The organism is Betaproteobacteria bacterium, from assembly GCA_009377585.1.
GTDB lineage: Bacteria > Pseudomonadota > Gammaproteobacteria > Burkholderiales > WYBJ01 > WYBJ01.
The window spans coordinates 1-12,778 of the sequence record WHTS01000022.1 but is presented as its reverse complement, the minus strand read 5'-3'; the positions used below and the strand labels follow the sequence as shown (position 1 = coordinate 12,778).

Here is a 12,778-nt window from a genome sequence, read left to right as displayed (position 1 = left end):
ACCCGGAGGAGGATCCGATCGGACTATCCTCGATCGCCCGGCGACTGATCCGGGAAGCTACGAAGCCCAAGCGATGAAGAAGGCTTGCATCGCGGTAGTTACCCGTGAGGGACGAATGACGGAGATGGAGCTGCTATCGCTCGGTCCCGACGCTTGTTCATTGCTGAAAGCGTTCGCCGAGTGGCGGTATATGAGTCGCTATCAGCCAGCCGAGCTGTCTGCTTTCGAACAACAGCTACGAGGGATGGGCGGGTGATGCGATCGGGCGGCTGTTCGTCAGAGGTCGCCCCATGCATTTTGAAGATCCGCGGCTCGATCTCGCACTATCATCAAGCGCCCCGATGCTGGTCGCGAATCATGTGTGTCTGAGCTTCTGCGCCGCGCGTCGACTATCCAGGCCCACTGCTCGGCAGTGACGGCGAGTTCCCGTGCGTGCCTCAGGTCCCCACGCGCTATCGCGGCTTCCACGGCGGCATCGACCTTCCATTCCGGACCGTACTGCAGCCGCACGGCGGCTAGAAGCGCGAACGATGCTGCGGCGAGCGCAATGGCGAAGAGTCGCATGAATTCCTCGACGGCGACAGACCGAGGAAATTGTAAACGGCAAGGCCGAACGACATCGCGAAGGTATCAGGCGAGTTCACCCGCTAATTTTCGGGCTCTCGCACTCGGCCATCGCATCCCATCCCACAGCGACCAGACCGCGATGGCGAGCAAGCGCCTGAAAGATCTCGGGATCGAGGTCCTTCAGACGCGAGTCACGGATCCTTAACCCAATCCGTTTCTCTCTAGATCTGGATTCAGAGTGTTGTCGTGCGCTGACGTATGATCGAAGGATCGTGTGCCCAGCGAGAGATCGCAGAGGAGAGTAAGCCTCCTATGGAATATGCAAAGCAGCGATGCAACCGCAGTGCGGAGATTGCAACCTATTTGCCGCTTGTGAAAAAGATCGCCGGTAGGCTCCGCGCCCGCCTGACCGCGAACGTCCATCGGAATGAATTGATTCAGGCGGGCATGATCGGCCTGAACGATGCCCTCACCCGGTTCGAAGAGCGAACCGGATCGACTTTCGAGTGTTACGCGGCCAGACGGATCGAAGGTGCAATGCTCGATTCACTCCGCTCGGACGACGCGCTTTCACGCCAAGCACGCTCGTCTGTTCGCGAAATCGGTGCGGCAGTCAAGCGACTCGAGCATCGGCTCGGGAGGGCGCCGCGCGCCAAGGAAGTCGCGAATGAGCTTGGATGGCCATGGATAGATTTCATGCCTGCATGGTCGAAGCCGGTGCTGGTAGCAAACGGTCGGCGGATGACGAGCTCGAGGACCCCGAAGATCCACCGTACTATGGGTGCGTGCGAGAAGACGAAAATCTGACGAGCGGACATTTTCACGACCCGTTGCGTGCCCTGCAACAACGGCAGCGTCACGCGATACTTTCGGCGGCGTTCGACACGTTGGAGGCGGTGGAGCGCTACGTCATGGAGTCGATCTACGATGAGCATCGCACCCTCCGCACCATCGGCGGCGACCTGGGTGTCAGCGAATCCCGGGTCTCGCAAATACACTCGGAAGTCGTGGCGAAGCTGAAGATGCGCCTGAGCGGCTCGTAGTAGCCCCCTTTCCCGGCATCTGTTCGCTCGCTATTGCTGAACGCGCTTTGCGCATTCGCTGAGAATTTGGCGCCCATTCGGTAGCCTGGTCGTCACAGAGATCGACTGTAATGGCGTGAGCGTTTCCCACTAGGCGATCTTGTGATGAAGTCCAAAGTTCTTTGTGACGGCAGCGAGACAATCGCCAAGCTGGACAGCATACAAATGAGCGCGCTCGACCACGAACGCGCACGACAGATTGCGCGGAGGGCGGAGACACTTATCTGCCTGTCTTTCGTGGCTGGTCGTGTACCGGACCTGGTCGTAGCTCGACTGAAGCGACTTCTGCGCCGCAAAATCCCCATCCACTCCACGCCGAGATGATATGGGCGCGCGAGGCCAGCCGGCTATACGTTTCGTTTACCGCGCAAGTGCGAGCATCGGGGGTGCTGCGACAGAGCCTTTACTTGCGGAACTCGTCGTAATGCATGGGACGCCTTATGGGGTAACGGGACGTAATAGTCCTGCAACACTGTTCGAGTGGAATAGCCCCTGATCGCCCCGTTTGTTAAGGCTCAGCCGGAAGCCGGGCGCAAACATTCTTCGTTCTCGCCGGCTCGAATCTTGAGGTCCTCGAGAGGCTCCGGCATCGCGATGCCAAAGCCCTGGACGTAGTCGATGCCGATTCGACGCAGCATTTCGAGCGTTTCGGCGTCCTCGACATGCTCGGCGATCGTGCGTACGCGGCCGCTCTGGGCAAGCTTCGAAACAATCCTCGCCTTCATCTGGGATTGCCTATCGGTCAACAGCGCGCCGACGATGCTGCCGTCGATTTTCACCCAATCGATCGGCAAATCCAGCAAAGCGGAAAACGACCCGGAAACCCCTCTGAAACGATCGAGAGCTACGCGGCAGCCCAGCATTCGCAATGCGTGCGCGCACGACATGACTTCGAGTCGATGCCCGACCAGGTCAGCCTCGCCGATCTCGAAGCACAGCGTATCCGCCGGCAGGTCGTGCTTTGCCAGTATCAGTCGGAGAAAGGCGAGAAAGGATTCGTCGCCTATGGAATCGCTGGAGAGATTGAGATGGAAACTCGCTGGCAGAAGCTTACCGTCGGCGCACTGTTTGCTGCACCAGCGCAGCACCCGCTCCACTACCCAACGATCGAGCTGCCGCATGAAGCCCACTTCTTGGGCGATTCGGAAAAACGCCGCGGGGTGTACCAAGCGCTGCTCCTCGTTTCTCAACCGAATGAGAACCTCATAGCAGCGCGGCGCACTGGCCGACGGCTCGATCGGCACGATAGCCTGCTGAAACAGGCAGAACGCATCGCTTTGCAATGCAGCCGTAAACCGCAACAGCGCGTCGTTGCGTGCCGCCATGTCCAGGGAAACGGACTCGCGGGCGACGACTTGGAACCGATCGGTATCCGAGGAATTGATCGAAGCGCCGCTGTCGTTTCGATCATCCTGCCCTTCCACTGCAGGTGGCTTCACACTGTCCAGACTTGCCGAGGGCGTCAACACCGCGCAAAAACCAAGTATCTGACGGTCGGCGCCAAGATGAGGGACATAGCGGGCGTCGAAAGCAAGAATCTTTCCCTTCGGGTCGCGATGCACTTGGCGAAGAAACACTTCCTCGCCTGCGAGCGCACGTTCCACCCAGCTCTTGATGCATTCGTAGGAGGCCGCGCCCAGGATCTCGTGTAGGGGACGGGAGGTGATTTGAGCAGGCGCCAGACCCAGCACGCGTTGAACCGCAACATTGTGTGCGCAGCAGATTTCCCGCGCGTCGATGTAAAAGATCAAGTGAGGGAGACTGTTCGCCAGGAGGTCGAAGAGGCCGTGCGGATCGGCCAAGCGGTTTTCACCTCCGCTTGGCAAGGTTCGCGCTCCCCCCTCTGGCTCGCCATGCCCCTCACGATCATGGGCAGCTTCGGAATCGAGATGCGTCGCCCGATGCATAAGATCCCCAAAGGCGACCCGGAAACGCTCGATGGATGGATTGATCTTCATCTTGGCCTCGTTGTGCGCATTCGTCGGATGGCAGGCCATCAACCTTCTATCCTCGCCTCAGCGCGGCTGCATCCAGATCAGGCAAACGGCCGAACACCGCCCCTTTGAGCACCGAAGTCGTCCAGTATAGTCCTGGTTCGACAGGTCGACTTCGCCAGAGGAGAGCTCGTTGTGTGCGCTTGAACCATTCCAGCAGCACGCGGACCTCACGTAAGCAATATTCCTTTGGGCGCGCGCTCATGTGGGCAGAGCAGAATCTCTGGCCTCTATCCTCACAGCTCTTGGCTACACTGACGCCGACGCGGGCGCCGTCTCCGGCATCGCGTTGACGGGGACCACAGGCAATGGCGCCGGGCAGTACTCGACCGACGGCGGGGCTATCTGGCACGCGTGGGTGCGGTGAGCCAGGCGAGCGCGCTGCTGCTCGATGCGAGCGCGAGCCTGCGTTATGTGCCCGACGCACTGAACGGCGAGGCTGGAGCAGCGGCGCCGAGCCTCAGCCTGCGCGCCTGGGACGGCACCAGCGGCACGGCCACCAACGGGGCTGCGCGCGGCACGTCCGATGTGACCGAAGGCGCGGCCAACGTGGCCCTGGACGACATCGTCGTGAGTGATGTGGACGGCGGCGAGACCATCGCCGCGACGCTGACCCTCGGCAACGCCGCGGCGGGAACGCTAGCACCGGCGCCTTCGGTGCGGCGAGCTCGACAAACGACGCCGGCACCGGCTCGGTCGCGGACCGGCGCAGGAACTGGCAGGTGTTAAGCGAAGCACTCGATACCGTCGTCGCGGAACGGAAGGCCATCCAATACGGACGCGACGCTCCCCTCTCCCCCCGGGAGAGGGGTTGGGGGTGAGGGACGAGCGTGACATGAAATAGGGAACGCTCGATAAGTATGACAACCATTCCCACGCGCCTGGCGCTCCCGTGCCTCGGAAGAATCACTCAGGAGTTGGCCGACACGGATAAGCTCCGGCCGGCGTTGTTTCCACTGTGCACTCCATTCGATCCGATCTCCGGCGGACATAGGTCCGCCGAAATAACCCTGCGCCATGTTGCATGGATGAGACTGTCACTACTGCTGCGGTACGCAACCATCGCACTCGGCGACTTCGATCGGACCGATGCCCTTGACGTCACGGGGACCCAACAGCCGTCCGGCGAAGTCGCCTCCCAGAGCGGTCCATGTGTCGCGCGACAAGGCGACGGTGCCGGGCGAGGCGAGCTCCGTCATGCGCGCAGCGATGTTGACCACGCTGCCCCAGACGTCGAACTGATACTTCTGCCGTCCCAGAACACCGCTCACGATGGGGCCGTAGTCGATCCCGACCCGTACTTGCCAGTCGTTCACGACCTCGGCAGTTGCCGCGATCATGTCGAGGCCGCAGCGCACGGCCGAGCGCAGCGGATCCGGGTTGAAGCACAACATGCCGGCGGTGGCCATGAACGAATCGCCGATGGTCTTGATCTTCTCCATCCGATGACGCTCCGTGATGCGCTCGAAGCACTCGATCAGCAATTGCAGTCGCGCGACCACGTCCTCGGCCCGGTGCCTGTCGCAGTACGCGGTGAATCCGACGATGTCGCAAAACAGCACAGCCACCCGCTCGTGACGGCGCGGAGCCACGACCCCGCTCGTCTTAAGCTCCCGCGCCGCCGCCGCCGGCAGGATCATGTTCAGCAGCCGGTCGGCCTTCTGCTGCTCCTGCAGGATCTGGGCGAGGCGCGCGGCTTCGAGCTTGCGCAGGCGATGCTTCTCCAGGCTTGCGCCGATTCGCGCGCGCAGGATCACCGGGTTGAACGGCTTGGACAGATAGTCCTCGGCGCCGAGATCGATGCACCGGACGATGCTCGCGACCTCCCCCACGCCGGAAATCACGATGACGGGGATCGCGGAAAGTCGGGGGTCGTCTTTGAGGCGGCGCAGCACCTCGATGCCATCGAGCTGCGGCATCTCGATGTCGAGCAGCACCAGATCGACGCCGCCGTGGCGCAGCCTGTCGAGCGCTTGGCGCCCGTCCGCCGCGACCTCCACGCGCCGGTGGCCCTGGTTCGCCAGCAGCTGCACGAGCAGGCCGCGGCTGAAAGGGTCGTCCTCGACCACCAGGATGCGGTCGAATCCACCACCGCTGTTGCCCGCCGCGTCGCCGCCGTCCATGCTGTCACCCGGTCATTGCCGCATGCCTGCCGCCGGTAGCGGAGCTCGCCAGCGGCGCACGCTGCGCAACATGCAGGAAGCGGCTCGCCTTCGCGACCACCACGGCGTGATCGAACGGTTTGACCAGGAAGTCGGAAGCGCCCGCGCGCATGCTCTCCACGACCACGTCTCGCTCGCTCTGGCCGGTGATCATGATCACGGGAATGCGCGCCCAGGCGGGGGCGGCTTTGAGGCGGCGCGTCAGCTCGATGCCGTCGATGTCGGGCAGGTTGATGTCCAGGAGCATGAGATTCGGCTGGCGCTGCCCCAGCGCAGCGAGCGCCTGTGCGCCCGAGGCCGCCGTCTGGACGGCGAGCCCGGCATCGTTCAAAACCTTCGTCAGCAGCTTCAATTGCAGCTCGTCGTCGTCGACCACCAGCACCAGCGGACGGACCTCCTCGGCGAGCGCACACAGGGCCACTGCGGCCTCGATCTGGGGCTGGAATTCGCGCGTGAGCGCGCCGGCCCAGTCGCGCACCGGCACAAGCGCGGCTGCGAGCTGTGCGAACTGCCGGTCGAGCTCCTCGGGCTGCACAGCCCGCGCGGCGCCCCCGGAAGCAGGGCCGGACGCCGCCGAGCTGGCCGACGTCGACTCCCCGGCGGCGGATTGATGCGGCGCGAACGAGGCGCCGCCGAGTTGCTTTCTCGCCTGTTGCAGCGCGCGCTGAGCCGCCTCGATCGACTGCCCGCCCCTGGCGGCGTAGCGTTCCAGCGATCGATCGAGCCCTGCGAGGCGGCTCGCATGGGCGAGGATCTCGGGATACGTCTCGCCCTGTCCGGACGTCAACTGCCAGATCGCATGATGCACCGCCATCGCCAGACGGTGCGTATCCTGGACAAGCGGCCAGAACAGCACGTAGTCGTCGAAGTAGTGCTTCTTGCAAAGCTCGTAGACGCGCGCGAGCTCGTCCTTGTTGCACAGGATCACGGTCTTGTGCGGAAGCACGTGAATGATGCTGCTGCGCCGGAATAGCCCGAGATAGAACCGTTCGGCCTTCTCCAGGGTATTGCCCGCCAGCACCAGCACATCCGGCCGGTGGGTTTCGAAATCCTCCACCGCGCGCTCGGGATCGGTGCTCGCGACCACGGAGCCGAACTCGCACTCGAGCAGCTCGCGGATCATGTCCGCGTCCGCCAGCACGTCGGTCACGACCAGGATAGTCGGCTCGGTGCTCACGCGCTTCTTCCGAACAGCTCCGCGCGGCGCGATTCCCAGCTCGCTACCCAGCCCGGCACCTCCGCCGCGCGCATCGGCTTGGCGATGAAATAGCCCTGCGCCATGCCGCAGCCCGCTGCGCGCAGAAAATCCCAATCGGCGCGATCCTCCACGCCTTCGGCCACGGTTTTCATCCCCAGCTCTCGCGCCATGTTGAGGCTCGCCTCGACGATCGCCCGGCGCGACGAGTCGCAATAGGCGCCGTGCACGAATCCTCGATCGATTTTGAGCTCAGCGAACGGCATGTCGCGCAACTGCGTGAGCGAAGAGTGCCCGGTACCGAAGTCGTCGATCGCCAGGCCGACGCGCTTCAGCCGCAAGCGCGTGAGGATGTCCAACGTCGTGCGCACATCGCTCATCAGACGGCTCTCGGTGACTTCGAGCACCAGCTGCGACACCGCGATTCCGGCCTTGCCGGCTTCCTCCACGATCGCCTCGGGAAATTCGAGCGGGCGCAGATTGTCCATCGAGACGTTGACGGCCACATGCAGATCGAGTCCGATGTCGCGCCACGCGCGCGCCTGGTGCAAGGCGGCGCTCAGCACGTTGCGCGACAGCGCGTCGATCAGCCCGGTTTCCTCCGCCACCGCGATGAACTGGTCGGGATACACCAGCCCGTCCTGCGGATGCTGCCAGCGTACGAGCACTTCCACGCCGCTCGCCGCGCCGTTGGCAAGCGACACCTTGGGCTGGTAGAAATTGACCAGCTCGCCGGTCTCGATCGCACGGCGCAACGCCGCCGGCTCGTAGGGCTTGGCGGGCGTTCGCGGCGCCAGGGGCGATCGCAGCAGATTGCTTTCCAGCACCTGCTGCAGGTGCTCGGGCGATACCGGCTTGTGCAGCGCGCCCAGCACGTCGAGCCGATGCGCATGCGCAAGCTTCTCGGCCGATTGCAGGATACGCTCCTCCTCGCCGCTCACCAGCACCAGCCCCCCGGTGTAGCTCAGGCGGACCAGGTGGCGCACGAACTCGACCCCGTCCATCTCGGGCATCTGCAGATCGCAGAAGACCAGCCCGACCGCCTGGGCCTCGGCTTCGAGCACGTCGAGCGCCTGCTGTGCACGTTCGCACGCCAAGACATCGACATAGCCGAGGTTCTGCAGCTGGCGCACCAGGACTTTGAGCGCGAAGGTTTCGTCGTCGACCACGAGAATTTTCATCGCCTGCTTCTCTCCATGCCCATTCAATCGAGCAGCTCGCGGGCGATCGCGTCCTCGACCTGCGCAAACATGGCTCCGAGCTGGGACAGGATCTGCATGACCTGCGCCTTGTCCCCGGCCTTGCCCGCGCTTTCGAGCTCGGCGCACAGGTCCCCGAGCGCAAGCGCCCCGACCGAGCGGGAGGACGACTTCAATTTGTGCGCGATGGCGGCGGCCTGCGGCGCATCCCCGGCCGCGGCAGCCGCGCGCAGGCCGTCCATCTGGTCCCGCGCGCCTGCGACATACTCGCTGAGAAATCCCCGTACCACGTCCCTGTCGTCTCCCACCAGACCCTCCAATACCGCGACGTCCAGCGCTGGCGCGGGCTCGCTGCCGTCGCTGCGAGCGCTGGCATCGGGCCCGAGGCGAGTCGCCGCTTGCGGGACGAGCCGCCGGCGCAAGGCCGCGCGCAGCACCCGCAGCAGGACCGGCTTGGTCAGATACTCGTCGATACCGAGCGCCATCGCTCGATTTGCTTCACCGCGCAAGGCGTTGGCGGTGAGCGCGATGATCGGCAGGCGTACGCGCCCGAGCTCCTCTCGCCGTATAGTCTCGGCCAGCGTGAAGCCGTCCATATCGGGCATATGCAGATCGGTGAGCAGCAGGGCGTAGCCGCCTTTGCGCCACAACCGCAGCGCCTCGACGCCGGTGCCGACCGTCTCGGCTGCATAACCGAGCAGCGCGAGCTGCTGCAGGATCACTTTCTGGTTGACCAGGTCGTCCTCCGCCACCAGAATGAGCCGCCCTTGCGCGCGCGCTTCGGCAATGCTGGGCGGTGCCGACTCGATGCCGTCGGCCGCGCGCTCGTCGGCCGGAGGCTGTTCGGCGTCGGGCAGGGCACGACGGGCCGCAATGGCGACGGCGCGCAGGAAGGCATCCCGGCGCAGCGCGTCGCGATCCAGGGTGACCACATCGAGCGCTTCGACGCGGCAGCGCTGGCGTTGTCCGCGCCTGAGCAACACGTGGCTCGCGTTGGAAGCGATCGGCAAGCCCTGGCGCGCGGCGGCACTGGGCTCGCTGCCGCGTTCGACATACTGGATCACGACCACGGGCGCGGCAATTTCCTCCGTGGCCTGCATGACGGCCGAGGCGTCGGTCAGGATGCGCGCGCGGGCGCCCGCGTCTTCCAGGTAAACCGCGAGGTCGTGCGCGTCGAGCTCCGGGCTTTCCAGAAGCAGACACTCCAGACCGGAAAGATCGGGTTTCGGCCGCAGCGGCTGTTCGGCCGGGGTATCGAATGGCAGCGTCACGGTGAATGCCGATCCGGCGTCGGGCGCGCTCTGCACCGCGATGTCGCCGTGCATGAGGCTCACCAGGCGCCTGCAGATTGCAAGCCCGAGCCCCGTGCCGCCGAAACGACGCGTGGTCGACAGCTCACCCTGGGTGAACGGGGTGAACAGAATCGCCACCAGCTCGCTCGACATGCCGATGCCGTTGTCGGCGATGCGGAAGTCGATTCGCAGCGGCGACTGGGTCACGACCTCCACGCGCAGCGACACGCGACCGCGCACCTGCGGGCGGCCGCCCGAGAACTTGAAGGCATTGCCCAGGAGGTTGTAGAGCACCTGGCGCAGGCGCACCTCGTCCGAGAGCACGCGCTCGGGGATGCTGGGCGAGATGAAAAGCGCGAAGTCGGCGTCATGGCGCGCGGCGATGGGCAGGAACGAGGCGCAGATCCCCTCGACCAGGTCGACCAGGGGTACCTTGACGCGCTCGATTTCCAGGCGGCCGGCCTCGATCTTGGAGAAGTCCAGGATGTCGTCGATGATGCGGAGCAGCGCAGTGGCCGAATCGCGGATCGTCCGCACGATATCGGCCTGGCGCTCGGTCAGGCGCTCGTAGTTCAGAATCTCGGCCATGCCGACGACGCCGTTCATCGGCGTGCGGATCTCGTGGCTCATCGTGGCAAGAAACGCGGACTTGGCCCGATCAGCCTGCTCGGCGTCGCGGCGCGCCTGCTCCAGATCGGCGGTGCGCTGCGTGACGCGCTGCTCCAGCTCTTCGTTGAGCCGCCGCAGTGCGGTCTCCGCTTCCTTCTGCTGGCTGATGTCGTGGCCGACAATCGACAGCGAGCGCAGCGTTCCGTCGGCCTTCCACCGCGCGACGATCGCCTGCAGCACCGGGATCTCGCGCCCGTCACAAGTAAGCAGCGCGCTTTCCCCGCTCCAGGACCCGCGTTCGATGGCGTACGGGATAGCCTCTTCGGAGAGACGCTTCGCCGCCCACGCGGGATGCGACGCGGCGATGCTCATGCCGCCGGGATCCTGGTCGGGCGCATAACCGAGCATGCGCAACCCCGCCGGGTTGCAGTAGCGCATGCGGCCGTCGGGGGCAGCGATCGCCACCAGAGCGGGGGTGGCCGCGATGATGCCGGCGAGCTGTTCCTGCTCCTGCTCGATGCGTTTTCGCTGCTCGATCTCGGCGGAGAGCTTCGCCGTGCGCTCCTGCACCAATTGTTCCAGATGCTCGTGCAGGCGCGCGCGCTCGAGCGCGACCGCGACCTGGTTGCCGACACCGTGGAGTACCGCCAGTTCGTCCATGCTGAACGGCTTCTCACCCAGCCCCGCGAGATTTATCAGACCAAGACAACGGCCTTTGCCGAGCCACAACGGCACGCTCGCGTGGCAGCGCAGGCCACCGCTGTCGCGCGTGGCCGCAGCCAGGTGTTCACACGCGATGACGTTGACCGCACCATCCAGCTCTCCCGCGAGCAGCTTGCGCCGGCAAGCGCATTCCCCGTCGAAGGCGCCTGGCCCGCTCAGCGCCGGCGGCAGACCACGTCCGCCCGCAAGGCGAAACTCGCCCTCTCCGGCGGCCAGAATCATCCAGCCCGCTTCCACGCCGGGGAGCTCGAGCGCGCCTTTGAGCGCCGCGCTTACCACATCAACCTCGCTCACGGCGCCGTTCAGGCCCTCGGCAATGCGGTTGAGTCCGCGCAGGACCCAGTTCGAGCGATCGAGCTCTGCCTCGCGCTGCGTGAGTGCGGCGTTTACGCTCACGGCCTGCTCGTAGGTCGAGATCAGGAGGTCGAGGATCTGTTGGCGCTCGGCCGTGATGATGTGTCGCCTGCCGCCCAGCTCGACCTCCAGCGCCATCTGCATGCGCTGGCTCCTGCGCAGATCGAGGTTCATGAGCAGATGAGCGATGCGCGACAACAGGTACTTCTCGTCGTAGGGCTTGCGCACGAAGTTGTCCGCGCCGCACTCCAAGCCGCGGATCACGTCGCTCGAATCGGCGAGCGAGGTGACGAGAATGACCGGGATGTGCTTCAGGCGCTCGTCGGACTTGATCGCCTTGCAGAGCTCGTAGCCGGTGAGAGTCGGCATCATCACGTCGCTGAGGACGATCGTGGGCGCACGCTCGCGTATGCGCGCCAGTGCCGCCTCTCCGTCGGGCGCGACGACGACCTTGAATCCGTGCTCCTCGAGCAGCGTCTGCAGCTGCTGTGCCTGCGTCGCACTGTCTTCGGCCACCAGGATCTCGACCGATCCGTTTCGCGTTCTCATGGCGTCCTCCAGCGCTGCGAGCGCGCGCTCATCCGTGCCGCCGCCGATCCTGCCCCCATGCGAGCGGTCGAACGCATCATTGTAGCGTCCGCCCAGCGGCCAACATGGCGGCGATCTGCTGCGTGCATGCTAGGCACCGTTCACGATTGCTCGCGCGCTCCGGAACCCATCAAGGCGACCAGCACCGGCGCGATGCCCTCGGGGGGCAGAACGTAGCGAGCGGCGCCGAGCCGGATCGCCTCGCCGGGCATGCCGTGCACTGTGGAGCTCTCCTTGTCCTGCGCGAACGTCGCGGCGCCGCAGTCCTTCATCAGTCTCAGTTCGTCGGCGCCGTCGCGCCCCATGCCGCTCAGCAGCCCGGCCACGGCGCGATGGCCGTAGACGCGCGCAACCGACGCGAACAGATGCGACACCGACGGGCACAGCGCCGCGTTGCCCGGACACGGGGTGAGCACGATCTTGCCGCCCGCGGCGACCGCCATCTGGTGCCCGTCCGGCGCGATATAGACGCGGCCGCCTGCGATCGGCTCGCCGTGGCGCGCGACCCCGACCCGCAGGCTGCACGATTGCGCCAGCCACTCGGCGAAGCCCTGCACGAAGCCGGGCGCGATGTGCTGCACGATGAGCACCGCCGCCGGGAAGCCCGCCGGGAGGGCGGCGAGAATCTCATGGAGCGCCGGCGGCCCGCCGGTCGAGGCGCCGATCGCGACCACCGGCGGACCGCCCCCCGGCTCGCGCGCGAGTGCCGGGGCCGCGCCGGGCTCGCGTCGCGGCCAGCGTCGCACGAGCTTCACCTCCGCCATCGCCTTGACCGTCTGCACCAGCTCGCGGGCGCTGCGCTCGTGGCCTTCGTGGCCCAAACCCTCGGGGCGGGGCAACGCCGCGAGCGCACCCGCCTCCAGGGCCGCAAAGGCCTGGCTCACTTCGCCGAACGCGCTGCTGCCGCTCACGATCACGATCGGGCGCGGATCGGTCTGCATGATGCGGCGCGTAGCCTCCACGCCGTCGATCTTCGGCATGTGGACATCCATGGTGATCACGTCGGGGCGCAG

General features: G+C 65.4%; 9 protein-coding genes. 3 read left to right on the top strand and 6 right to left on the bottom strand.

Translation table 11 applies throughout. From position 1 onward, the window contains the following. The first annotated feature begins 825 nt into the window (after positions 1-825). Together GEV05_09755 and GEV05_09750 are read left to right on the top strand one after the other, a co-directional pair. Positions 826-1,374: a hypothetical protein gene (locus GEV05_09755; protein MPZ43671.1), complete on the top strand. Its 549-nt coding sequence runs from the start codon at positions 826-828 to the stop codon at positions 1,372-1,374. Then, positions 1,245-1,610 carry a hypothetical protein gene (locus GEV05_09750; GenBank protein ID MPZ43670.1) on the top strand — a complete coding sequence of 122 codons (366 nt, stop codon included), beginning with the start codon at positions 1,245-1,247 and terminating at the stop codon, positions 1,608-1,610. The genes GEV05_09755 and GEV05_09750 overlap by 130 nt, the downstream gene beginning before the upstream one ends. 554 nt (positions 1,611-2,164) lie before the next feature. Here the strand turns inward: GEV05_09750 and GEV05_09745 are convergent. Further along, a complete protein-coding gene (locus GEV05_09745) occupies positions 2,165-3,646 on the bottom strand; it encodes an EAL domain-containing protein (protein MPZ43669.1) in 1,482 nt (493 codons plus the stop codon). A gap of 360 nt (positions 3,647-4,006) precedes the next feature. Here GEV05_09745 and GEV05_09740 point away from each other — a divergent pair, with 360 nt between their 5' ends. Then, positions 4,007-4,372, top strand: coding sequence for a hypothetical protein (locus tag GEV05_09740; protein ID MPZ43668.1), 366 nt, complete (start codon positions 4,007-4,009; stop codon positions 4,370-4,372). A 311-nt stretch (positions 4,373-4,683) separates the two neighbouring features. Here GEV05_09740 and GEV05_09735 read toward each other — a convergent pair whose 3' ends face one another. The 5 genes from GEV05_09735 to GEV05_09715 all read right to left on the bottom strand — a co-directional run. Continuing rightward, positions 4,684-5,766, bottom strand: a complete 1,083-nt coding sequence (locus tag GEV05_09735; protein ID MPZ43667.1) for a response regulator — start codon at positions 5,764-5,766, stop codon at positions 4,684-4,686. A gap of 4 nt (positions 5,767-5,770) precedes the next feature. Further along, entirely contained in the window at positions 5,771-6,982 is a 1,212-nt protein-coding gene (locus tag GEV05_09730) for a response regulator (GenBank protein ID MPZ43666.1), read from the bottom strand. Beyond that, positions 6,979-8,181, bottom strand: coding sequence for an EAL domain-containing protein (locus GEV05_09725; GenBank protein ID MPZ43665.1), 1,203 nt, complete (start codon positions 8,179-8,181; stop codon positions 6,979-6,981). The genes GEV05_09730 and GEV05_09725 overlap by 4 nt, the downstream gene beginning before the upstream one ends. Before the next feature lie 23 nt (positions 8,182-8,204). Further along, positions 8,205-11,726: a response regulator gene (locus tag GEV05_09720; GenBank protein MPZ43664.1), complete on the bottom strand. Its 3,522-nt coding sequence runs from the start codon at positions 11,724-11,726 to the stop codon at positions 8,205-8,207. Positions 11,727-11,866: 140 nt separating this feature from the next. Beyond that, on the bottom strand, positions 11,867-12,778 hold a 912-nt coding region (locus GEV05_09715; protein MPZ43663.1), incomplete at its 5' end, for a response regulator.